Origin of the sequence: Pedobacter sp. (assembly GCF_045627485.1) — a bacterium.
Classification (GTDB): domain Bacteria; phylum Bacteroidota; class Bacteroidia; order Sphingobacteriales; family Sphingobacteriaceae; genus Pedobacter.
In genome coordinates this window covers 1-25,716 of record NZ_JAZQNU010000197.1, presented here as the reverse complement: position 1 = coordinate 25,716, position 25,716 = coordinate 1, and the positions used below count along the sequence as shown (strand labels likewise).

The window sequence follows — 25,716 nt, the reverse complement described above, 5'->3', positions numbered from 1 at the left end:
GATCCTAGTATCCCGGGTTCTGGTAGGCTTGTTTATCAGCTGCACTCATATCCATGCCATCCAACTGAGATGTTGGGATCGGACGCAGGTAATGGTTTGGTGTAAAGGTACGGGTAAACGTTCCGATCGTATGGTCATTCCAATTGTTAGGGTTCGTTTTACCAGCAATGGTAAAGCTGCTGCTAAATTCAATCAGCTTCTGGGTACGAACCAGGTCTAACCAACGGTAACCTTCACCAAAATATTCACGTGACCTCTCTGCAAGAATATAATTAACATCCACTAAAGCAGGTGTAGCAGCTGTTAACGCCGCACTGTTGTCCTGAACCTTAGCAACATTATTGGCATTGTCAAAACGCCACTTACCTGCACGGGCACGGATTACGTTCACTAAACCTCTGGCCGTACCATCGTTAGCATACGGACCACTTATAGCTTTAGTTACAGCACCTTTCGCTGCAGCCTCTGCAGCTATAAAAAACAACTCAGAGAATTTAGCCACCGGGAAAGGACGGGTAAGACTTCCATTTGGTGAGCCTAAACCACCATTATTATCAGTACGGTAAGGACCTAATTTCCAAATCGCAGGATAAGCAATTCTGCTGAATGCACTTGGCTCAATTACAAAGTCTGCTCTTCCAGGTAATACCCCTGCACCTACCGTACTATTGAACTTCGTGTTTGAATAATCAACACCCCCCACATCTTCCGGTAAAAAGCTTAATACAGGCTCGTTCGGACCAACAGGCAAGAAATTCGCGTTGTATAAGGTAGTTGCATTTAAACCAGCCTGTTTAAAGTTGGTGCGTAAACGGGTTACGAAAGTTCCATCGTAACGTGAATCGTTGGTTTTATCAGCAAAAGTATTTTTAAATACACCATGAGGCGGAGCCAACATGGTCCATGGGCGCCCTAATGGCTGCTCTGCAGCACGCTGAACAGAACTATAAGGTGTCCACGTTGTAGCAGAAGTACTACTTCTAATATTTGGATAACTCCATTGCCAGAACCATTGCGCAAAACTATCGGTGCCAAATCCACCACCGCTATAACCCAGGTCGCCACCATTGTATAAACTGCTTGACTGCGTATGATCAGCATACAAAATCACTTCGTTATTACGGTCGTTGGTACCTACGTGAATATCATAGAACGTTGGCTGTAAACCAGCTGCTCCAGGGCTTGCAATAGCTTCTGCAGCGATTGTATACGCTTGGTTAAAATACCAGGCTGCATCATGACCATCAGGGTCGGTTCTTTGTGCTGCAGGGTAAGTTGGGATATTATTGGGGTTTTGTAACCACCAGCCATAAGTAAGGTAAGCTTTAGCCAGGTAAAGGCGTGCAACGGTTTTAGTTACACCGCCTACAACACGTCCGGTGGCAGGCAACTTATCCACAGCAATTTTTAAATCAGTAAAAATCGCTTTTGTATACACTTCTGGTACCGTATTACGAACTGAAGTTCTCACTGTTGAAGTGTTGAATTTTAATTCTCCGCCACCTAAATCCAATGGCACACCTCCAAAGGTTTGCACCAACCAGAAATAATCAAAGGCCCTGAAAAACCTTGCTTCAGCAAGCAGGGCTTCAGATACGCCTACAGCTTCTCCATTTTCAATAACACCACTTGCAGTGTTAATTGCACCAAATGCTGCACCCCAAAGAATGCCGGTGTTACTCGTAGATGGATCTATATTTCCAACTCCCGAAAAATCAAGGTTCTTGATGTTACCATCGGAGTTTTGTCCCCAGGTAGCCTCATCTGTACTGATTACATTGGCATTCAAAAAATAGCCATTGCCAAACATATAACGTAGGTGGCCATAAAGTGAAGTAATTCCTCCTTGCACACCCGCTTGTGTTTTAAAGTATTCTGGTGTAAAGATCGCTCTCGGCGTTTCTTCCAGATTTTTTTTACATCCTGTGAGGGCAATTCCTGCACAAAATATCAATGTAAAATAATTCTTATATACTCGCTTCATTGTCGTATATTTTAAAATGTTACGTTAATTCCTAATAGATAATTGCGCGTTGTTGGTGTATTGTAACCTACAGTAAGCAATCTTCTTTGTCCATAATCATAGGAAACTGCCATGTTTGCACCATCATTTGCATAGGTGTTAGGTTCAGGATCCATTTTTGATTGTTTGTAGTATGGAGAAAAGAGAACAAATGGATTTTGTGCCGTAGCGTATACACGCAACCTGCTGATACCTGCTTTTTCTACCCAATTACCGGTGACATTATAACCCAGGGAAATGGTACGAATTTTAAGATATGAGGCATCGAAATAACCTAAGGTAGAACCATATTTAGGGTTGTTACTATTTTTAGGTCCTTTTGGATCAGGGAATCTGGCACCTGTGTTTTCTGGAGTCCAGAAGTCTACATCAATCTGTCCGCGACGTCCGTCTAATAAGTTAAGGTAACCATTAGAACCATAAAGCGTACTGTTCAAAACACCACCATTCTGGAAGGCACCAATTATAGTAAGGTCTAAACCTTTATAACCAACACGGGTATTAAAACCACCCAAAAACTTAGGATCGGCATTGATTACCTGTCTGTCGGCAGCACCAATAACTCGTGTAGGAGAACCATCTGCATTAAATTCACCGGTATAAAGCACCTTAACCATACCAACCTGTCCACCGCTACCTTCATATTGAGTAACCGCAGCAGCTTCGTCAGCTTGCCAGATGCCAATGTTTTTGAAGTCATAGATCACGTTTAATGGTTGACCAACAAATAACCAGTTGCCCTCATCGCGCATCTGACCAGATGCAAGGCTGGTTATTTCATTCAGGTTGCGGTATAAATTCACGCCTGCTTCCCAAGTCCATCCATTTTTGTTATCAATGATCACACCGTTTAAGGATACTTCAAATCCTTTGTTTTGTGTGGAACCCACGTTTCCTGTATAACTGTTAACACCAGATGTGGCAGGCAGGCCTACACTTAATAATAAATCACTGGTTTTAGTGATATACGCTTCTGCTGTACCTGATAAACGGCTATTAAATAAGGAGAAATCTAAACCAATGTTTTGAGTTTTTGAATATTCCCAACCCAGGTTTGGATTAGGCAATTGCGTTACATAATAACCATTAGCATTGGTAGATCCAAAGTTATAAGGTCTAACACTTAATTGCCCTAGTGTGGCATAAGGTGAAACAGACTGGTTAGAAGTTTCGCCATAACCAGCACGTAGTTTTAATGAATTAATCCAACCTACATTTTGCATAAAGGATTCTCTGGCAATGTTCCATCCCACGGAAACCGCCGGATAGCTGTGCCATTTATAACCTTCAGCTAACCTCGATGAACCATCACTACGGAATGTAGCACTGATCATGTAACGATCGTCATAAGAATACATTAACCTTCCCATTACAGAGTTCAGGCCACTTTCATAATAATTTTGTGCACCTGGATCAATGGAAATATCATCATTACTTCCAGAAGAGGTTTGGCCTAAGTTGAAGTATTGGAAACTGTCACCAGCCAGGTTTCTTCTTCCAATAGAGGAACGGTTGTAGCTGGTTTGTTCTGACGAATAAAGCGCTACCACGTTAAAATTATGTTTCTCCGCAAAGGTTTTGTCGTAAGTAAGCAAATTTTCTATGGTCCACTGTGTGGTATACGCATTTGCTATAGACGCTGTATTTGGATTGGAAACATCGGCACTGAACACCCCTATCCCTGTATAACTTCCTGAGTTACTGTTGCGGAAGTTACCACCTAGGTTTAAACGATATTTCAAGCCATCCACTCCTGGGATCTTCAATTCTGCATAAGCAGAGTTATAAGAACCGAAATCTTTTGTTCTATTAATATAACGATCTCCAAGGGCTTCTAAGGTTTCTTTTGTATAAACCCATTGTACATCCTGTGGCATTGCTAAAGTACGTTTAACAGTACCATCCTCATTAAAAGGTTTAGCCAATGGCGACATGCTTAACACACCATACATTCCTAAGTTTGCACCATCAGTAATACTGTAATTGTTATTTGACGTAAATCCAATACGCAATAGTTTACCAATTTCCTGATCTAATGATCCGCGTACAGAAATACGGTTGTATTCAGACAAAGGAATTGGAGCTTCATCTTTATAGTATCCCGCACCAAATTTGTAGCTTCCTTTTGCTGAACCGCCTGTTACACTTAAATCATGATTTTGTACCATGGCTTCTCTGTAAAATAAGTCTTGCCAGTCGGTGTTTGTAGCCCCTGTCGGGTCTTCATCAGCACCAGGAGTCATGTTTAAGCCCGCACGTTCTCTCAGCTTAAGATATGATGCAGACTGCATCATCGGATATTTCATCACATCTTTGATCCCGAAATACCCATTGTACGCTACTTGTGGTTCCTGGCCCTTGTTTCCTTTTCTGGTGGTGATCAGGATAACGCCGTTTGCACCACGTGAACCGTAGATGGCAGTTGCAGAAGCATCTTTTAGGATGTCTAAACTTTTAATATCATCCGGGCTGATGTCAGCGATGGTTCCACCGAAAGGAATCCCGTCAAGGACGATAAGTGGATCATTCTCGGCATTGATGGAACGTGTACCACGAATACGTATTTGCATAGTGGCACCGGGCTTTGTTGATGTTTGTGCCAACTGCACACCCGCTACACGCCCCTGTAAGGCCTGCGCAATGTTTGCTGCTGGTATTTCATTTAATGTGGCACCACTAACCGAAGCTACAGAACCGGTTACGGCTTCTCTGCGTTGGTTACCATAACCAACAACCACTACATCCTGCAGGTTTTGTGTATCACCCGCAAGGGTAACATCAAAACGTGTACGGTTGTTAATAGGTAACTCCTGAGTGTTAAAACCGATTGATGACACCTGTAAAGTGCCGTTTCCTGGCGCTGATAGCTGGAAATTTCCATTGTTATCGGTCGTTACCCCATTAGAGGTGCCTTTTATCCTAATGGTGGCACCCGGAATAGCCTGACCGGAGGCATCAACAATTTTTCCGGTAATATTGATGTTTTGCGCATAAAGCGACAGGGAAAAAAATGTTAGCAGGGTAACCAGCGCAACAGTGAATGTGCTTTTGAACTGAAACCCTTTACATCTTATTACCTTTTTTTTAGAGTAAACTGTCATTTGCATAAGCTTACGTTTAAGGTGTTTAATAAAGGTTTATATATTTGGTTATTTGAGATTTAATGATCTTGTCTGTTTTTTTCACGATGTATCATGTATAACATCGTTATGGCGGTAGCCACTGCAACACCGCGCACTCAAAGGTTGTCTTCCGTTCAGGTTTTGTCATAAAAGGTTCAATTTAGCTTGCAGCCATGGGACTGCAGTTTTAAATAAATCTTCCAGTTCTTTACTCCCCCTGGCAGGGCAGTAAAGAACTTATCGATATTTGGTTATAATAAAAGTAGAAATTATAAATGTGATTTGCAACCGATTGCATAAAACTTTTTTTTTATTTAATTTTTAGGCCATAAGAATATATAAAGCCTTTACTAAAGTGAGTTGAGACTTACTATATATACCATATCTGTTTAGATAATTAAATGATTTCAGGCCCCTAAACTCTGGCTTAACGAAGACGAACACGTCGTTAAAAGGATTCAATTAAAAATAAAAAGACCTAATTTATAAGAATAGGAAGTTTTATCAATCATAGGTAATTACCGTCGTAACCCTCCCCTTGCCTCGCGCATACCTAAAATTAAGCACCATACCTGTTCTTCAAATTGATCAGCATTGCTCTACGGTACATTAAATAAGAGGCAACCGATTGCAGGAAATATTAAATAATATCGCTTTTGTAAAAAAAATCATAGTAGCGCCGAATCATTGGCATAGTCATCGGCAAACCATCCGGAGAAACATAATGTTTTCTACAAATAAGGCGTTTCAATTGAATCAGCCATTATATAAATATTATTACCATATTAGTTGTTGTTCACCATCAATGGATATTATAAAACGTTGAAAACTATTCTAAGTAATGAAAAATCAAGTTACGTTACCCACACTTTGCTTTGCCCTTGCCCTATTAATGGCCTGTTCAAACGACCCTAAAACCAAAGATGCGACGATAGTGGCCGATACCCTTAGTAAAAAAGACACAACTTCCACTCCGATGTTTTCAGCAGCTGATGAAAACAAAGTAATTGGTAACATCAATTTTGGGATTGACAAAAAGCAATTTCAAAAAGACGAACAGACGTTCATGGCGACCTTAGATCATAACGAACACCAGACTACTTATGCAATAGGTGGATATCTTTTTTCGGACTTAAACGGCAAGTTTAACAACGATAAGCTAAACGAGCTGGATATGACTGGCGATTTAATTCACCGGGACCGCTATGAAGAAGAATTGTTGCCCCAAGTAGAAATTTTGAAAGACCTGGTGGCCAAAAAATATGGAAAAGCCCATCAGGGTGCTGGTGCTCCAGCCTACCAGGACTTAAAAAAAGACGATTCCAATAACGCCTACAGCTGGACGATTGGGTCCAAGGTGATTAACATCAATGTGGTAAACCGCGGAGACTACTCCAGCTGCGATTTAAAAATAATCAAAAATTAAAGTCTAGGGTTCGAATCCATTCTTGACGTCCAGGCGAAAGCTTAATGCTATAGATAAACCTGCACCATATTCATGGTTGCAGGTTTTTTTGTGCCTGGAACATAAATTATCCGATGTATACCTAAGGTAGAAATGCCAGTTAAACGGCCGTTAACTGACCGTTAAGACGGGGTTATAAGGGTGCTTAGACGGCTGTAGCCGTTCTAAGGCCCTTCAAAGGCCCTTCTAACCCCCTTCTAAAGCCCTTATAACTATGGCGCCAACGAAAATTTTTGTTCAAAAATTAGCAGCGTTATTTCGCCAGGCGATAGATCGTTAAAAATTCAGTTTTGCAGGAAAAACGAAAGAAAAAAAATAAAGTCTATTAAATTGGTAGTTTATTTTAAACTGTTATATTTGCCTTACAATCATCAGAGATTATGAAAACAATTTTTACCTCAAACCACTATGAACCAGTACGTTCATTATCCTTAAAATCGCTATTGACTTCGAAATGCAGTTGTTGTTGTTTCAAGTTCCATCTTTCGCGAATGTCCTGAACGGACAAATTCTACGACATAAAAAAAGGAAAATACAGTTAAGTATTTTCCCCAGCTAATTAACGAAACAGGAAATCAATTGGCGTTGCACCTGTTTCAATTATTCCAATTAACTCTTATCAAAGTTATGCATAATTTTGAGAAAGTCAATCCGGTAATTCCGGTATTGGCTAACCAACACGTGTACCTCTCGCTGCTCAGCTGCGTCCTGTTTTTATTCCCGCTAATCGGCTTAGCCCAGGTTCCATCCAGCCCATTGATCAATTCCAAGGTACATGGAAAAGTAATTGATTCCCGTACAAAGGAATCACTGCCTGGAGTTACGATTAAAATTAAAGGGGTTACCCATTCCGTTTCTACAGATCATAACGGCGAATTTGACCTTGTTACCGGGCAGAAACTCCCCTACACCCTTGAGGTAAGTTACATCGGTTATAAAGTAGCTGAAGTGTACGTAGATGGCAGCCCGGTAACCATCCCATTGGAAGAGACGGCAAACCAGTTAAGTGATGTAGTGGTGGTCGGTTACGGCACCCAGAAACGAAGCGATGTTACCGGGGCTGTGTCATCAGTCGCACAAACTAATTTGCAACAGCCGGTTACCTCGGTCGACCAGGCGCTGAAAGGTGCGGCCCCAGGGGTTCAGGTGACCCAGACTTCCGGCCAGCCAGGCGGTGGGGTCAGCATCCGCATCCGTGGCGGAAGTTCAATTCAGGGCGGTAACGAACCATTATATGTAGTTGATGGTTTCCCACTTTATAACAGTACCCAATCGGCGGGTACCTTAAGTGGCACACCCACCAACCAACTATCCAGCATCAATCCTGCGGATATTGAAAGTGTCGACATATTAAAAGATGCCTCCGCTACTGCGATCTATGGATCAAGGGGTGCCAACGGGGTAGTCATTATCACCACTAAAAAAGGAAAAAGCGACCGGAATACACTGAGCTACGATGTGAGTTTCGGTACACAAACACTCCGTAAAAAAGTAGACCTGCTTAACGCACCTGAATTCGCACGTTTAAGAAATGAAGCTCTTTTTGACGCCTCACCAGCAAAAGGCCCAAATCAATATCTTTCTGAAACACAAATAGACCAATTAGGTGGAGGAACAAACTGGCTGGACGAAGCTTTTCAAAGAGCCCCCGTGCAAAGCCACCAGCTTACCTTTAGCGGAGGGAATCCGAGGGTTCACTATTTGCTCTCCGGTAATTATTTATCGCAGGATGGGATTATTAAAAATACTGATTTTAAACGACTGGGTTTCCGCACCAATGTAGATGCCAAACCGTTTGAAATATTAAAAGTTAGTGCCAGTCTCACCGCCAGTAAATCAGATGCCAACGTTGCACCATCCGGCATCGTGAACTCCTTATTACTGATGCCACCTACCGCAACTATTTATGAAAGTGATGGCTCGTATACCTTAAGAAACCCCTTCGAAAATATTTTCGCCAATCCACTGGCCACCTTATACGAACAACAGAACAAATCTACCTCCAACCGGTTGCTGGGAACCACCTTTGCAGCGTATACCTTGTTGCCCGGCTTGGAAGCCAAGGTTTTGTTGGGCATCGATGTGAACAATATTACCGAAAGAAGTTATATACCCAGCACCATTTACGAGGGCAGCCTTAACAATGGTACTGCAGGAAGAGGCTCCCTGAATTCGTATGCCTGGTTAAATGAAAACACGCTGACCTATGCCAAAACACTAGGCAAACATAGTTTTGATGTACTTGCAGGATTTACCCAGCAACACTTTACCCGTGAAAACTTCACTGCTGGTGCACAAAATTTTATTGTAGACGACCTCGGTTCTGACGGACTATCGGGTGGAGCCACCCTGGTAAAACCTTTTGCGGATGCCACGGAATGGACTTTAAACTCTTACCTGGCCAGGCTAAATTATAACTACGACAACCGCTATTATATTACCGGAAGCATCCGTGCCGACGGTTCCTCGAGGTTCGGTAAAGGTAACAAATGGGGTAACTTCCCCTCAGCGGCCGTATCCTGGAAAATCAGCAATGAAGCTTTCTTTGAAGGACTGGCAAAAACCATCAGTGAGTTAAAATTGCGTGCAAGTTTTGGCACCACCGGTAACCTGGAGATTGGCGAATACCAGTCGCTTGCTACCCTGGGCAGTTACAGTTATGTGATCGGCAATCAAATCCTCACTGGGTTTTCTCCAAATCGGATTGTTAACGATAAACTCGGCTGGGAAACCACCTACCAGTATGATACCGGCTTGGATATTGGGTTTCTTGAAAACAGGGTCACCATCAGCCTGGATGCCTATTATAAAAAAACCACGGATCTGCTGTTAAATGTAGAAATCCCATGGACAACGGGTTATGCCAGTTCCTTGCAAAACTTTGGTGCGGTACAAAATAAAGGCATAGACCTGGGGATACAGACAAAAAACCTAAACGGAACTTTTCGCTGGTCGACCGGAATCAACTTTTCCATGAACCGCAATGAGGTATTGACCATCGGCAATGGCGCCAGTTCTTACATCAGCGGCAATTACATCATCCGGGTAGGCCAGCCATTGGGAAGTTTCTTTGGAAATGTGACGGATGGGATTCTGCAAAGCGGAGAAGAGGCCACTAAAGGCAAATTCACAGGAAACGCGGTACCTAAAGCGGGCGACCGCCTGTACAAGGATGTTAATGGCGACGGCATGTTTACCACGGCTGCCGACAAAGAAATCATCGGCAATGCGCAACCTGATTTCACCTTTGGACTGAGCAACAACTTCTCCTGGAAGGGTTTTGATTTATCCATCATCTTACAAGGCGCTTATGGTAACCAGATCCTGAATACCAACAGGCAGAACCTGGAGTTGTTTACTGGTCAGCAGAATGCCGCGGCATCGGCCTTAGACCGTTGGACGCCGACAAACCCGAGCCAGGAAGTGCCACGCGCAAAGTTAGATCCCGCACCCATTTTCTCTGACCGCTTTATTGAAAATGGCTCTTTTTTACGTCTGCAAAACCTCACGTTTGGGTACAGTGTACCTAAAACAGCGTTGAGCAGGGCAAAACTCAGCGGACTAACCCTATTTGTGTCCGGGCAGAACCTGTTAACCTGGACCAACTATACAGGTTTTGATCCTGAGGTCACTTCTGGCAGTAATGTATCACCAGGCACTGACGCGGGCATTTATCCAGTAGCCAGAACCCTTAGCCTTGGTGCACGATTAAGTTTTTAACTCCACACATTCTTTAAAACTCATGTTATGAAACTGTATATATTAATAGTACTGGCCAGCCTGTTCCTTGGCCTGGCTTCCTGCACCAAGCTGGACGAAAAACCTGCAGCATTATTGGTGACTGACCAATTTTACGAAAATGAAAAACAGGCCACCGCAGCAGTTACGGCCGCTTACCGCAAGTTATACGAAAGCGGACAATCCTTATACAACGGACTATTTCAAATTGGCGTAGAAATGGCCACAGACGACTATGAGGCTGGCCCAAGGGCAAGAAACGCACATGTACGCGCCTTATCTGGCCTTACGCACGATGCTTCCAACGACAGGATGCAGGAACTATGGCGACAAAGTTATAACGCCATTAATGTCTCAAACGTAGCTATAGATCGCATCGAACAAATTGATGGCGCCAATATCGCTGAAGACGTAAGAAAAAGGCTAATTAACGAGGCGAAGTTTTTAAGAGCCCTCCATTACTTCAACCTGGTACGTTGGTTTGGTGGCGTTCCACTGGTATTACATGAGCTGAATTCATTAAATCAGGATGCCCTGTATGTAGCTAAATCAACTGAAAATGAAGTTTACCAGCAGATTGTATCGGATCTGCAAGCCGCTGAAAGTTTGCCTGCCACTTATTCCAATGCCGATATTGGGCGCGCTACTTCAGGCTCGGCTAAAAGTTTACTCGCAAAAGTTTACCTGACCCAAAAAGAATGGAAACTAGCGGCAGATAAAAGCAAAGAGGTGATGGAGAGTGGCCAATACCAGCTCTTTACAAATTTTGCTGATGTATTTAACGTGGCCACAAAAAATGGTAAAGAACATATCTTTTCTGCTCAATTTTTAGGCAATGCAGGTTACCAGGGCAACAGCCTGGCGGGTAGGTCTGCTCCAGCAGATGTACCCGGCATCAACGGTGATTATGCCGATGCTTTACATATAGCGGGCGGTTTGTACCAAAGTTATGCGGCAAACGATAGCCGCCGGGCGGTAACCTTTATCACAGAAATTGTGAGTCCGGTGGATGGCAAATTGTACACGCTGGCCAATCCTCAATTCCACAAGTACTACGACCCGGCAGTGGTGGGTAACCAGAGCCAGTCGTCAAAAAACTTGCCGATCATCCGTTATGCGGAAGTTTTGCTGATCCATGCAGAGGCCATTAATGAGCTGGCCGGCCCAACTGCCGAAGCCTATGCCGCCATCGACGAAGTGAGAAGCCGCGCCGGAATCGATAAGCTGCAGGAGTTGAGTCCTGGTTTGAGCAAGGATGAATTTCGAGACACCCTATTTCAGGAACGGCGAAAGGAACTGGTATACGAATACCAGCGATGGTTTGACCTGGTACGCCGGGGACCTGACTATTACATTAAAGTATTGAAAGCTGCCGGAAAAACACTTGCTGTTGCACGACACGTACACTTTCCAACCCCACAGCGGGAAATAGACCTTAATCCTAAACTTACGCAGCACCCAGACTGGGTAGGCTTTTAAACTCAAACTCTAAAAATATACTGGCATGAAAACGCTATTACAAAACATTTCGACCCTAAAACACTGGCTTCCGGTCTTACTGCTCGGAACCCTGGCGCCTGCTTTTGCACAAAAAACAGAGCGGCCAAACATTGTATTGATCCTGGTAGATGACCTGGGTTTTTCAGATATCGGTCCTTATGGGGCCACGGAAATAGAAACCCCCAACCTGGACAAACTGGCCGCAGAAGGTTTGAAACTGAGAGAATTTTATAACAATTCCATTTGTGCGCCTACGCGTGCATCGCTACTGACGGGCCAGTACCAGCATAAGGCAGGGGTCGGTTATTTTAACGTTAACCTGGGTTTGCCGGCTTACCAGGGTTTCCTGAATAAAGAATCGCTTACCCTGGCTGAAGTATTGAGAAGCGGCGGTTACTCCACCCTCATGTCAGGGAAATGGCATGTAGGCGACGATGAGGACCAATGGCCTAATCAACGCGGTTTCGACAAGTTCTTTGGCTTTATCCCTGGCGCCAGCAATTTTTTTGAAGTGGCTCCAAAAGAAAAAGCTGAAGTAAAACTGCTATTGAACAATGAATCTTATTACCTGGAACCCGGCAAATACCTCACGGATGAAATTACGGGGCATGCCTTGCAATTTTTGACGGAACAAAACACCACAAAAAAACCATTCTTTTTGTACCTGGCATACAATGCACCCCACTGGCCGTTACAGGCATTACCTGAAGATATCGCCAAATATAAAGGCCGTTACAGCATGGGCTGGGATTCATTAAGAACCATCAGGTATAAAAACGCCATTGAAAAAGGTGTGATAGCGGAAGGTCAAAAAATAGCGGCAGCCGACCAGCAGTTGCGACCATGGAATAAACTAACCTACGATGAACAGCAATACTGGCAAAGGCGTCAGGAAGTATATGCTGCCATGATTGATCATGTGGATCAGGGAATCGGGCAATTGCTTGATAAGTTAAAAGAACTTAAAAAGGATAAAAATACGCTGATCATTTTTATTTCTGATAATGGTGCGCAAGGTGGTAATGGTTTGCCTGTTTACACCTCGCGGATCACCGGTCCTGTGGGCACTGCAGGATCTTACGAAAGACAAAACAGCAACTGGTCGCAAACCGGCAATTCGCCATTACGCAATTACAAAGATTCGCCCTACGAAGGTGGCATCAGCGCCCCATTTATCGCCTGGTATCCAGAAAAGATAAAGGCAAACACCATTGCCCAGGGTACAGGACACCTGATTGACCTGGCACCTACTTTCTATCAATTAGCAGGCGTTAATTATCCTGCGCAGTACAAAGATTTAAAAACTAATGCTTTGGTGGGAAAAAGTTTGTTACCGGTTTTAACAGGGGAAGCTAACGCGGTAGAACGAGGCACCCCCCTTTTCTGGGAACGTAGCGGAAAAAAAGCGGTACGCGATGGCAAATGGAAGCTGGTAGCCCTGGCGGGACCAACGCCACAATATGAACTTTATGATTTGGAAACGGACCGCGGAGAAAACACAGACCTTGCGGGGCAACATCCGGAAGTGGTGAAAAGACTGGCCGCCGCCTATAAAGAATGGGCTTTAGCCAATGATGTGGTGGATTATGAGAAACTACGTCCGGCAACGGCAGCTTCGGCACCCGCAACAGACAGACGCAACAATTAAACAGGTATTTCTATTTAAAACAGTTTATGAAAAAGTTAATATTAATTATCATCAGCTCCGCTTTCGCCATCGCGGCTTATTCGCAGGCTACAGTAAAAAAGGATAAACCGAACATCATTCTGATCCTGGCCGACGACCTGGGTTATGCAGATCTGGGTGCCTATGGCTCTGAAATCAAAACCCCTAACCTCGACAGGCTGGCAAAAGAAGGCTTGCGACTTAGGGAGTTTTATAACAACTCCATTTGCGCTCCTACCCGCGCATCGCTCCTGACCGGACAATACCAGCACAAAGCAGGTGTAGGTTATTTTTCTAACGACCTGGGTCTGCCAGCTTACCAGGGTTACCTGAACCAGGAATCATTGACGCTGGCGGAAGTATTAAAAGCCAATGGATATACTACCCTGATGTCGGGCAAGTGGCACGTGAATGGAAAGGGACAAAGTTTACCATGGCAACGGGGTTTTGACCATACGCTGCTGTTAGGCAATGGAAGTTATTTCGACCAGGGAGATTACAATGGCGGCAAGCAAATCCCTTATTTCATAGACGGAAAGCCCTACCCTTTGGAGGCCGGCAAATACTACCAGACAGACCTGATTACCGACCATGCGGTGAAATTTTTGGACGCTGAAGGCAAAAAAGACAAACCTTTCTTTCTATACCTGGCTTATACGGCACCCCACTGGCCATTACATGCATTACCGGAAGACATTGCCAAATACAAAGGAAAATATGATATCGGCTGGGACGAACTGCGAAAACAACGCTATGATCGACAGTTAAAATTAGGTGTGGTTGACAAAAATACGCCCCTTTCTGTTAAGGATGCTGATGTTTATGAATGGAACAGGCTTTCGTATGATCAAAAAACCCAGTGGGCAGCAAAAATGGAAGTGTTTGCTGCGATGGTGGACCGCATGGACCAGGGTATTGGCAAAGTGTTGGATAAACTGAAAGCAGAAGGACAAGATGGCAATACCATGATTGTGTTTATTTCTGATAATGGTGCTCCAGCCGAGGAAATGGTGAAATGGTATAATGGCGCCATTAGAAACACGGGACCGGTAGGCACGATAGGCTCTTATGAATCGCAAAGCAAAAACTGGTCTTACGCTTCAAACACGCCATTTTTAGCCTATAAAGATTACCTGTATGAGGGAGGCATCAGTTCTCCATTTATTGCCTGGTATCCTTCCAAAATAAAAGCTGGCGCCGTAGAGAAAGGTACAGGGCACGTCATTGACCTCGCGCCTACCTTTTACGCACTAGCATCGGCAAACTATCCGAACAAGTTGAATGAAGTTACCCTACACCCACTTGCCGGCAAAAGTCTTTTACCAATACTTTTCGGCGAAGAAAAAGAAGTGCCGCGAAATGAACCCTTATTTTGGGAACGCGCAGGTAACCGTGCAGTAAGGGACGGAAAATGGAAACTGGTTTCTACCTATCCTTCTTATACTTGGGAACTTTATGACCTGGACAGCGACCGTGGAGAGACTAATAATGTAGCGCGCCAGCATCATGATATCGTAAGTAAGCTTTCAACAAAGTATTTTGACTGGGCGAAGAAAACAGGCGTGGTGGAGTTTAGCACAATTGAAGACAAGGAGCCACAGAACATGAAAGATTTTAGAAAGAGTAAGGTACAAGAACTGCCGCGCAGTGGTTATGGGGTGACAAGTTTATAAACCTGATATGAAAAAATTTTCATTATTTATAGGGGTGCTGCCGGCAATACTATTGATTTCCTGCAGCGGCGAAAAGCGTGTTGATCGAAAATCGGTGGCGCTCCAGGACACATCAATGGTGGTTATTACAGGAAGCAAAGCCTCATGCTGCGTCTCGAAAGTGCCATCGCGTTTTGCATCTGCTGCTGTGGAAACAGTGGTTAAGCCTATTGATGCTGGCTCCCATGCAGGCATGGTACACATTAAAGGAGGTGCTTTTGCCATGGGTGGCGACAATGATCAGGCAGCGGCCGATGAATATCCCAAACACCAGGTGATGGTAAATGATTTTTGGATGGATGAGACTGAAGTAACCAATAAACAATTTGCAGCTTTTGTAAAAGCAACGGGGTATATTACCACCGCTGAACAAAAACCAGATTGGGAAGTATTGAAAAATCAAGTTCCCCCTGGAACACCTAAGCCTGATGAAAGTGTGCTTGTGCCCGCTTCACTGGTTTTCAAATCACCAGGCACACAGGTTGCCCTGGAAGACCATAACCAATGGTGGGAATGGAAAGCGGGTGCAAACTGGCGCCAGCCCCATGGCGCTGGAAGTAACCTGAAAGGCAAGGAAAATCATCCGGTAGTACACATTTCCTGGTTTGATGCCCAGGCTTATTGCAAATGGGCCGGCAAACGACTGCCAACTGAAGCGGAATGGGAATGGGCTGCCCGAGGGGGATTAAAGGATAATATTTATCCCTGGGGAAATACATCAGTGAATGTGGGTAAACCGCGGGCCAATTTCTGGCAGGGTGAATTCCCTGCGACAAACACATTGCTGGATCAATTTGCCCGTACAGCGCCCGTAAAGTCATTTGCTGCTAATGGCTACGGTTTATATGATATGGCTGGCAATGTATGGGAATGGTGCGCAGACTTATATCACAGTGGTTATTATGCTGACGTAAAGAATGGAGTGTATAATCCGAAAGGTCCGGTAAAAAGCTACGACCCTAACGAACCGCTAGCCCGAAAGAGGGTAATGCGTGGTGGATCTTTTTTATGCAATGACAGCTATTGCTCCGGTTACCGGGTAGCCAGACGGATGAAAAGCACTGAAGACAGCAGTATTGAACATGTGGGATTCCGTTGTGTTAAAGACAAATAAATGGTTAGATTAGTAAATGTTCGATGAAAAACTATATAAAGGTTACAACAGCAACTTCTTGCTAAGTGAAACCGGGGCGCTGCTGCCGGTTGCTATGCCGCAATTAAACAGCGATCAGCTGGAAGATATAGTGACTACCAAAGAACTTGGCGAACCGCTTCTACATTATATTAACTATTCTATCCAATTATCTGCTACACACAAATTTCCTTTTTTTACAGCCGTTAACATCGATGGCAAGTTATTTAAGAATGCACCACGTACAAACAACTGGCGCAAGGATCCAAGAATTAATGATGACGAACAGTGGGGTGAAGAATTGTACCGGGCCACAAAAAGTAATTTCGACAAAGGGCACCTCGCCAAACGCGAGGATGTGCAATGGGGCGAAACTATTGCCCTGGCACGTCGCGCTGCTGACACAACTTTTTACTACACCAATGCAGTACCGCAGCATGCCGGCTTAAATCAGGATATTTGGTTGAGCTTAGAGGATTACATCCTTCATACTGAAACGGTAAACCACGGCTTAAGGGTATGTGTATTCAGCGGTCCGGTATTATCTTATAATAATCCGTTTTTTGTGACGCGCATTCTGGGGGATACTATTCAGCTACCCATTTTATTCTGGAAAGTGGTGGTCTACCCTAAAGCAGATGGAAGACTTTACCGGGTTGGTTTTATGATGAGCCAAAACAGGCTATTTATTGATAGCGGGATTGTAAAAGGCCTGGCTTTAAAGTTTGCAGCAGAAAATCTATTTCTGCAATTTGATGATGCAGCCACCTATCAGGTTAATATATCGCTGATTGAAAGTTTAACAGGTTTAACGATGCCTGCAGCTATAGATAGTTATACTGACGAAAGAAGTACTAAGCTGGTGCTGGAAGAAATAGATATTGATCCAGATGCGGAACGATTGTCTTCTGCCGAAGCTTTGGGTTACGTATTACAGCATTTAAGGCTGTAGTTGGTATCAATCCTTATAAGGGTCATATTCATCGCCCGCCATGGCTACTCCTACAGGAGTTAATTTTGTAATCACTTCTATAGTTTGTCCTATGCCCTGGTATTCCAGCACATCGGTCAACTTTTTGTAACACTGCGGCGATTCGTCGGCACCTGCCCCACGCAGCTGGATCTGAAGGTTACGCATTTCTTGTTGGGTCTCTGCAAAGTTTACGCAGCCACCACCAACCATAGTTGGTATTTTGCGACCAGCTTTTTTATCAAACACCCATTTCTTTTTGCCGGCAGCCTGTGTTCTTGACATAACACGGCCAGCACCATGCACCGTGGAATACAATCCTTTGGCCGAAACCGGCGACTCCAGCCCCCGGACCACGACCGACTGGTCGCGCATGTTTGCACCGATAAAACCAAGTTGATCAGGAAATGCCGGCGTACAACCTTTCCTGGCTACATAGTATTGTTCACCGAAATGTGTTTCTTTCCAGGCGAAATTGTGATGGTTATGTATACTTAAGGTGACCTCAGGATTGCCTAAAATTTCAAGGACTTTGTTAATCACCACATCGCGGCCTGCATAGGCGTAGGCACCAGCGACGGTCATTGCCTCCCAATATTCCTGACCTAATTGCTCATCCAAACGGAGCAAAACTGGTTTTCCGTCCATACTTCCTTCTTTATGGCGCTCACCCCATTTTTTTCCAGATGCCATGGCCATATAGCCTGATGCGATTTTATGCCCGAAACCCCGTGAGCCAAAATGATTGGCGACCCAAATAAAACCATCCTCATCAACCATCACATCAACGAAATGATTTCCAGAACCCACTGTGCCCAATTGATCGCTTGCTAGTTTGGCCATGGCTGAAATGTGTTTCAGAGGATGTTCGCTTATCCTGGCCAGCACTTCATGATCTACCTGCTCGTTGTTCTTCCGCCCCACACCAAAGGAAATCCTTCGTTGAATTTCATCCATAATTTTGGTGATGTTGATATCCTTGAGCGTTAAATCAGTACGTACAGCTTTGTTACCGCATCCGATATCAAAGCCCACTCCTGATACAGATACGTGATTCTTATAGGCAATGGCTCCACCGATGGGGTGGTTATAACCATAATGTCCATCGGCGGTTAAAACGCCAATAGAGTCTTCCAACAAACAATTTTGCAACTGCTTAACGGTTTTATCATCAATAATTTCTTCACCAAATATGTGTACAGGATTCATGTCGCGTAGATTTATAGGTGTGTGTTAGCTTTATTTTAACACGGAAAACGGACATGAGGTTTTTGGAAATGTAGAACCTGACCTTCCCTCAATTTTAAGACACCCTAAACTCGTAAATCAAGACTATTATTGCTTTTTTTCCACATCTCATGAGACGTTAATCCGCCCAAGGAACTATGTGGTCTAAAGGTATTATATTCTGTTGTCCAGGCTTCAACTTTCTCTATGGCATCTTCCATTGATAAGAACCAGTTGGAATTTAAAACTAGGAAGGATGACAAAAGTATGTTTCAATGGTTAAAAGAAAATTGGAAAGATTAAGTTAGATCCTCCTATGTATATTCTGAAAAAATGGAGTAGATACGAAATAGATAAATTACTGTTAGCTCTTAGAAATGCTTTATAATTAACGGTACATTCATAATCAGAAAAGATTTTGAAAAATTATACAACGAAAAATTGAATAAAAATGAAATAATAGATTGTGGTTATCGGAACGATGCTATTTATATGATTATTGGTGGTAAAGATGTTATACATATAGTTGACAAAGATTTTGTAAGCATATTGGAAAAGACAGATGAAGAGTATTACCCTGTACTGCTAGATTTCTTAATGGCAAAATGAGCTAAAAAGAATAAAGGGCTACTGAAATTGGTAGCCTTCTTAATTTTCATAAAATTTCGAAAATTTAGTTAGGTTTGATTCAACCAAATATAAATTTATGAGTGAGAAAACTATAAACCTAACAAAACTAATTAATGTGTTGATCGAAAAGTACGGATATGTACTTAATGAAAAAAGTGAGGGCGGTTACATTTTAATAGGCCACTTATTCCCTGACTTGGGTATTCATACTATAATATTCCAATGTGACGATGATACGAAAGAAATCAAAGAATTCATCGGACAACTGCCAGGTGAAGAAAACCAAAAATTGAAACGTAGCAAAATATTAGAACTAATCGATAAAGCAATACTGCAGACAAAAAACAATGATATAAATTAAAATGGAAGAATATAAAAACTACTAAACAATTATTAAAAACACCACGCAGTTAACCTGCAATCAATTAACTATTTTATTGAATGAATTTGAAAAATATGTACATTCTGAACTAGATAATATTGGTAAAGAATTAAGATTTAGTTTTGATAGTGCACTCAGTTCAATAACAGTCGGAATACCCGAAATTACTAATCGTCAAGTAATGACAATATTAGTTGATGAAGATAATATAACGATTCATAAAAATTACGGTCAGATTCTTTACCCTAAGTTGGTTGAACTTATCAAAAGTAAAATGCAGTAGTCGTAAATATTATTGGATCATTTAAAGGCTGCATTTACATGTAGCCTTTTTTATTGCCTGAGTTTTATAAATTTATAAACTGAAGACTTGATTTTTTTATTTCCTGCACTACCTTAAATAGTACTAATAAATAGTACTAAAATCAACACGCATAAAAATGACTAATTCCTTGCTCCTGATACTTTAGACCATAAAAAAATACCTATATCAGCATCATTTATCCATTTATGGAATAACACCAACGAATCAGAATTAGAGATTATAAGGCTTAAAAGCAGGTAGACACATTAATCAATACTATATCAACCGGTATAAATCATATCAACACCAAGCTTGATAATAACACTCCTAAGGACTTATTAAAGCAATTAGTAAAAGAAATGAAGACACCAAAATCTATTAAGACTAAAGAACTAGGAATTCCTACCCTAGAGAAAATCATAGCTCAGAACATTGAAAAGGACATTTTGAGGAAATCTAAGGGTAAATAAGCACAAATATTTTAGTGCTATTTTTAGTACTATTTAATCAGTTTAGTACTAAAAAACCATTAAAAACGGGTAGTAATTAGTGAAAGTGGGAGTAAAGAAAAGTGATTTACTGGATTGTAACTCATTGATAATCTGGCCTTAAAAAAAAGAAAGGGGTGCCGCATCCACGCACATCCCTATTCTAACCAAATATAAACCTGTATGAACGGGTTTCTCTTAATTCTCTTTAAGCTGGAAAGGTTTTTAACCTTTATACCGCGACTCAAAGCAGACATAAACTTTAACTGTTAATCAGGCTCCCCTGATGTTTGATACTACAAATATGGTAATTATTTCTTAGTGTACAAAATACACAAACAAATTTTAACAAAAATTTAACACATCTTTTCAACATTGACTTAAAATTATATGCTGAACCTATCCAAATTCAAGCCAAACCGAACAAATCATGAAAAAACTTTATTTGAGCCCTATGATAGTCGCCATATTTAATGGTGATATCCTAAGATTCATTTTTTAATTTCATATTTTATCAAACACCTATCTAACGAATTTTATACAAGTTTAGTCTTACATTAATATATCTAACCGGATAAAATTTTTATGCAACCGATTGCATTTTTACAAAATTTACCCTAACTTGCTACAACAAGTACAGTAAATCGAATGCGCCATAAAGAAATCACTATATATGACCTTGCCCAAAAATTAAATATTTCGGCAGCTACAGTAAGCAGAGGGCTTTCTGATCACCCAGCAATTAACAAAACAACAAAAAAGAAAATTTTCGCCCTGGCAAATGAACTTGGCTATCGTTCTAACAAATTTGCAAGTAATTTACGTAAACAACAAACCAATACCATAGGCGTTATAGTACCTCGCCTGAACAGTCTTTTCATGTCATCGGTTCTCTCCGGAATTGAGAAAATTGTAAATAATGCTGGTTACAACCTCATTATCGCACAATCTTTTGAGCAGGAAGCTAAAGAACGTGCCAATACCATCACCATGTTTAACAGCCGGGTAGATGGGCTGATCGTTTCCCTGTCTTCCGACACAAAGGATTTCACCCACTTTGATACCTTTATTAAAAAAGGTATTCCTATTGTATTTTTCGATCGTATTGCTAAAGAAATTGATGCAACCAAAGTGTTGATTGACAATTTCAAAGCTGGCTACACGGCAACTAGTCATTTGTTGGACCAAGGATGCAAAGAAATCTTGCACATTACCGGAAATATTACCCGTAATGTTTATAAGGATCGTTTTGAAGGTTATAAAAAAGCTTTGGAAGAGCGGAAGATAGACTTTGACCCAGCACTTTTTTTCTCAAACGACCTTTCAGAACAAGCTGTTCAACAAACTATTAATGAAGTTTTGAGGCGGAATAAACTTCCCGACGGATTGTTCATCACGAATGATTCGGCTGCTGCCTACGCCCTTACTATTTTAAAACAAGCCGGCCTAAGCGTACCCAATGACATTGCTATTGTGGGTTTTAATAATGACCTTATATCACAAGTAACCGAACCGGCCATCACTACAATAAACTACCCCGGTAATGAAATGGGCGAAACCATCGCCAGAATCATCCTAAACCGGTTAGACGACGACACAGACCCCAGCTTTACTAGTACAGTTACGTTAAATTCAGCCCTGGTAATCAGGGCTTCATCTATAAGAAAAAAAGATAATTAATTATATGAATAAACAAATTGCCATCGTTACAGGCGGTGCCACCGGACTAGGATTAGCCATTACAAAGAAGTTAGTGCAGGAAGGCATTCATGTGGTCATGATTGGCCGTAATGAAGACAACCTGAAAGCGGTTGCTGCAGACCTGGGCGAACTTTGCAGTTACCGGGTATGCGACCTGCAGCAGCTGTCGGGCATCCCTGCTTTGGTAGACGGTATTGTTGCAGAATACCAACAGGTGGATATCCTGGTAAATAACGCGGGTATTAACATGAAAAAGCCATTTCTGGAGGTTACCGATGAAGATTTTGCCTGCATCATTGAAACCAACTTATACGCCGTGTTCGCCATTAGCCGGGAGACTATAAAACACATGGTTAAAGCAGGAAGTGGCTCTGTTGTTAACATCAGTTCAATGGCAGCCCAATACGGTATTCCCAAGGTAATTGCTTATTCGGCAGCTAAAACAGGTATCGAAGGCATGACCAGGGCTATGGCTTCCGAACTTTCGCCTATGGGAATCCGAATAAATTGTGTGGCACCTGGTTTTATTAAAACAGCCATGTCGGCAAAGGCTTTAGACGCAGACCCGGAACGGAAAAACAAGGTTTTTTCCAGAACGCCAATGGGAAAGATGGGAGAACCAGAAGATGTGGCGGAAGCGGTATTTTACCTATGCAGCAATGCAGCTAAATATGTTACGGGAGTAATAATTCCTGTTGATGGAGGGAATTCCATCGGATTTTAAACCTACAACCTAAATTAACCAAATATGTTCCTGTACCTGATCAAAAAACTTGCTTTTTTGCTGCCACTCTGCATGGTGGTGAGCCTGCCCAACCTATCCTATTCACAGCCGGGTTTAAAAGACGTTTATAAAAGCTATTTTCCCATTGGCGTTGCCGTAGGAACCAGAAACCTAACCGGTGATGAAGCAGCGTTGATAAAAAAGCAATTCAATAGCATTACGGCAGAAAATGCCATGAAAATGGGCCCTATTCAACCTGTGGAAGGGAAATTTAATTGGAAAGACGCCGATTCTATTGTCAGCTTTGCCTTACAAAATGGCCTGAAAATCAGGGGGCATAACTTAGGATGGCATGAACAAACACCCAAGTGGATATTTATAGGAAAGGATGGAAAAACGGTAACTAAAACCGTGCTATTACAACGTTTAAAAGATCACATTACCACAGTGGTAAGCCGATATAAAGGTAAAATTTATGCCTGGGATGTTATTAATGAAGCCATTGATGATGACCCATCCAAATCATTGCGACAATCACCATGGTACCAGATCCTCGGTGACGACTTTCTCCTGAAAGCGTTCGAATATGCACATGCAGCAGACCCTGATGCGCAGTTATTTTATAACGACTACAACACCGAGTTTCCAGAAAAAAGGGAAAGAATATACACCATGTTAAAAGATCTGCTGGCAAAAGGCGCTCCGATTCATGGTGTGGGACTTCAGGCGCATTGGTCATTACAGGAACCCTCTGCCGAGAACTTGCGGGCAGCCATTGATCGCTACGCTTCCCTCGGATTAAAAATACAATTTACAGAACTCGACCTATCGATATATCCTTGGGAGAAAGAAAGAAGAGCCCGTAAAGCAGGTGAATCAGACCTATTTACTCCCGAGTTGGAACAGCAACAGGCAGATCGTTATGGAATGCTCTTTAAGGTGTTCAGGGAATACAAAGACGTCATTACGAATGTGACGTTTTGGAACGTTTCCGATCGTTATTCCTGGCTGGACCAATATCCGGTAAGTGGAAGAAAAAATTACCCTTTACTTTTTGATGCCCAGTTGAAGCCCAAAAAAGCGTTTTGGGCAGTGACCAATTTTTAATTTAACAGCCAAATCCAACCAAATTTTAAACGTATGAAGAAATTACTGATACTCCTCCTGCTCGCCACGGGCACGCTCTGCAGCTACGCTGCTGGCGCAGATCCCTTTGTTGCAACAGCGCATAGCCCCGGTAGTTTTACTTTAGCCAAAAATGGCAAGGTAAGCGGCATATTAGTCAGCGACAATGATTTTAAAGGTGTAATGCATGCCGCAAAAAACCTCTTGACAGACATAGAACTGGTTACCGGTATCAAACCAGCGCTCTTAAACGCGAATTCAAAACAGCAAATGGTCATTATCGGCACCATTGGACATAGCCAGGTGATTGACCAACTGATCAGAGATAAAAAAATTCAGGTTGCCGGAATTGCTGGAAAATGGGAAAGCACCCTTATCCAGGTAGTAGCAAACCCGCTACCCGGTGTAGATAGTGCCCTTGTGATTGCGGGTAGTGATAAACGTGGAACCATCTTTGGTATTTACGAATTATCTTACCAGATAGGCGTTTCCCCATGGTATTATTGGGCTGATGTACCTGTTAAAAAGAATGAATCATTATATATTACAGCAGGACGCCATGAAATTGCATCACCTGCGGTAAAATACAGAGGTATATTTCTTAACGATGAAGCCCCGGCACTATCAGGATGGGCCCATAAAACCTTCGGCGGTTTTAACCACAAGTTTTATACTCATGTGTTTGAACTGATCCTTCGTTTAAAAGGAAATTACCTATGGCCTGCCATGTGGGGTAATGCATTTATTGCTGATGACCCGATGAACCCGGTACTTGCCGATGAATATGGTGTGGTAATTGGCACTTCACATCACGAGCCTCTAACCCGTGCACATGACGAATGGCGCAGGTATAAAGGGGGAAAGTGGAATTATGAGCAAAACGAAAAACAGCTTAGGGAGTTTTGGGAAACTGGTTTACAACGGGTAGCCGATAAAGAAGTGATTCTTTCTGTAGGGATGCGTGGTGATGGTGATGAACCTATGACCGAAGGAACGGCCACCAGCTTGCTGGAAAGAATAGTGAAAGATCAACGCAGCATTATTGAGAAAGTAACTAAAAAACCGGCTGAGCAAACCCCGCAAATCTGGGCCTTATATAAAGAGGTACAGGAATATTACGACAAAGGTATGCGTGTACCCGACGATGTGACGCTTTTATTAGCCGATGATAACTGGGGTAACATCAGGAAGTTACCAAAACTGGACGAAGCACCAAGAAGCGGTGGTTATGGAATATACTACCATTTTGATTATGTGGGCGATCCAAGAAATTACAAATGGATTAATACCAACCCTATCCAGAAAACCTGGGAACAGATGAACCTGGCTTATGAATACGACGCCAACCAGGTGTGGATTGTAAACGTGGGTGACCTGAAACCGATGGAATTTCCGATTGAATTTTTTCTTGACTATGCCTGGGCACCCGATGCCTTACCGGCCGAGAAACTTCAGCAATACACCATCAGTTGGGCAGAAAAACAGTTTGGAAGCACCCATGCCCGTGATATTGCACGTTTAATTGACCTAACCCTAAAATATAACGGACGTATCAAACCTGAGTTATTAGATGCGGATACTTATAGCTTAAACCATTACAGGGAATTTGAAAAAGTTGTTGACGACTTTAAAAGCTTATTGGTTCAGGCAGAATTTATTAACAGTAAGCTGCCCGCAGATCAGAAGGATGCCTATTACCAATTGGTACTTCACCCGATTCAGGCGGCAGGAAATTTGAATGAGCTGTACTTCGCTGTAGCCAAAAACAGGACGTATGCCAAACAGCAGCGTAATACCACTAACGAAC

At 42.6% G+C, this 25,716-nt stretch carries 18 protein-coding genes; 14 read left to right on the top strand and 4 right to left on the bottom strand.

Annotation, left to right across the window (positions count from 1 at the left end; genetic code table 11):
• Positions 1-4: 4 nt before the first annotated feature.
• On the bottom strand, positions 5-1,984 hold the full coding sequence (locus tag ACR2F3_RS15205) for a RagB/SusD family nutrient uptake outer membrane protein (protein WP_432710837.1): 1,980 nt from the start codon (positions 1,982-1,984) through the stop codon (positions 5-7).
• A gap of 11 nt (positions 1,985-1,995) precedes the next feature.
• The gene (locus tag ACR2F3_RS15200; RefSeq protein WP_432710836.1) at positions 1,996-5,130 is read right to left on the bottom strand and encodes a SusC/RagA family TonB-linked outer membrane protein; all 3,135 of its coding nucleotides are present in this window, start codon (positions 5,128-5,130) and stop codon (positions 1,996-1,998) included.
• Positions 5,131-5,986: 856 nt separating this feature from the next.
• Between ACR2F3_RS15200 and ACR2F3_RS15195 the strand changes: the two genes are divergently transcribed.
• From ACR2F3_RS15195 to ACR2F3_RS15165, 7 genes are all read left to right on the top strand, one after another.
• Complete coding sequence (locus ACR2F3_RS15195) at positions 5,987-6,571, top strand: hypothetical protein (RefSeq protein ID WP_432710835.1); 585 nt, start codon at positions 5,987-5,989, stop codon at positions 6,569-6,571.
• Between the two features lie 666 nt (positions 6,572-7,237).
• Positions 7,238-10,330, top strand: a complete 3,093-nt coding sequence (locus ACR2F3_RS15190; protein WP_432710834.1) for a SusC/RagA family TonB-linked outer membrane protein — start codon at positions 7,238-7,240, stop codon at positions 10,328-10,330.
• A gap of 27 nt (positions 10,331-10,357) precedes the next feature.
• Positions 10,358-11,827: a RagB/SusD family nutrient uptake outer membrane protein gene (locus ACR2F3_RS15185; protein ID WP_432710832.1), complete on the top strand. Its 1,470-nt coding sequence runs from the start codon at positions 10,358-10,360 to the stop codon at positions 11,825-11,827.
• Between the two features lie 25 nt (positions 11,828-11,852).
• Positions 11,853-13,496, top strand: a complete 1,644-nt coding sequence (locus tag ACR2F3_RS15180) for an arylsulfatase (protein WP_432710831.1) — start codon at positions 11,853-11,855, stop codon at positions 13,494-13,496.
• A 26-nt stretch (positions 13,497-13,522) separates the two neighbouring features.
• The gene (locus ACR2F3_RS15175) at positions 13,523-15,187 is read left to right on the top strand and encodes an arylsulfatase (RefSeq protein WP_432710830.1); all 1,665 of its coding nucleotides are present in this window, start codon (positions 13,523-13,525) and stop codon (positions 15,185-15,187) included.
• Between the two features lie 7 nt (positions 15,188-15,194).
• Positions 15,195-16,340 (top strand): formylglycine-generating enzyme family protein, encoded by a 1,146-nt coding sequence (locus ACR2F3_RS15170; protein ID WP_432710829.1) that lies wholly within the window; start codon positions 15,195-15,197, stop codon positions 16,338-16,340.
• A 16-nt stretch (positions 16,341-16,356) separates the two neighbouring features.
• Positions 16,357-17,310 carry a DNA/RNA non-specific endonuclease gene (locus ACR2F3_RS15165; protein ID WP_432710828.1) on the top strand — a complete coding sequence of 318 codons (954 nt, stop codon included), beginning with the start codon at positions 16,357-16,359 and terminating at the stop codon, positions 17,308-17,310.
• A 6-nt stretch (positions 17,311-17,316) separates the two neighbouring features.
• Here the strand turns inward: ACR2F3_RS15165 and ACR2F3_RS15160 are convergent, their stop codons facing one another.
• Together ACR2F3_RS15160 and ACR2F3_RS15155 are read right to left on the bottom strand one after the other, a co-directional pair.
• The gene (locus ACR2F3_RS15160; protein ID WP_432710827.1) at positions 17,317-18,537 is read right to left on the bottom strand and encodes an RtcB family protein; all 1,221 of its coding nucleotides are present in this window, start codon (positions 18,535-18,537) and stop codon (positions 17,317-17,319) included.
• 104 nt (positions 18,538-18,641) lie between these two features.
• Positions 18,642-18,818 (bottom strand): integrase core domain-containing protein, encoded by a 177-nt coding sequence (locus ACR2F3_RS15155; RefSeq protein WP_432710825.1) that lies wholly within the window; start codon positions 18,816-18,818, stop codon positions 18,642-18,644.
• Between the two features lie 178 nt (positions 18,819-18,996).
• Here ACR2F3_RS15155 and ACR2F3_RS15150 point away from each other — a divergent pair, with 178 nt between their 5' ends.
• From ACR2F3_RS15150 to ACR2F3_RS15120, 7 genes are all read left to right on the top strand, one after another.
• On the top strand, positions 18,997-19,164 hold the full coding sequence (locus ACR2F3_RS15150) for a hypothetical protein (protein WP_432710824.1): 168 nt from the start codon (positions 18,997-18,999) through the stop codon (positions 19,162-19,164).
• A gap of 97 nt (positions 19,165-19,261) precedes the next feature.
• Positions 19,262-19,546, top strand: a complete 285-nt coding sequence (locus tag ACR2F3_RS15145; protein WP_432710823.1) for a hypothetical protein — start codon at positions 19,262-19,264, stop codon at positions 19,544-19,546.
• A gap of 76 nt (positions 19,547-19,622) precedes the next feature.
• On the top strand, positions 19,623-19,850 hold the full coding sequence (locus tag ACR2F3_RS15140; RefSeq protein ID WP_432710822.1) for a hypothetical protein: 228 nt from the start codon (positions 19,623-19,625) through the stop codon (positions 19,848-19,850).
• Positions 19,851-21,007: 1,157 nt separating this feature from the next.
• Positions 21,008-22,039 (top strand): LacI family DNA-binding transcriptional regulator, encoded by a 1,032-nt coding sequence (locus tag ACR2F3_RS15135; RefSeq protein ID WP_432710821.1) that lies wholly within the window; start codon positions 21,008-21,010, stop codon positions 22,037-22,039.
• A gap of 4 nt (positions 22,040-22,043) precedes the next feature.
• Entirely contained in the window at positions 22,044-22,784 is a 741-nt protein-coding gene (locus ACR2F3_RS15130; RefSeq protein ID WP_432710820.1) for an SDR family NAD(P)-dependent oxidoreductase, read from the top strand.
• Between the two features lie 24 nt (positions 22,785-22,808).
• Positions 22,809-23,891: an endo-1,4-beta-xylanase gene (locus ACR2F3_RS15125; protein WP_432710819.1), complete on the top strand. Its 1,083-nt coding sequence runs from the start codon at positions 22,809-22,811 to the stop codon at positions 23,889-23,891.
• Positions 23,892-23,924: 33 nt separating this feature from the next.
• Positions 23,925-25,716 (top strand): glycosyl hydrolase 115 family protein (locus ACR2F3_RS15120; protein WP_432710818.1); only part of this gene is annotated, 1,792 nt, incomplete at its 3' end.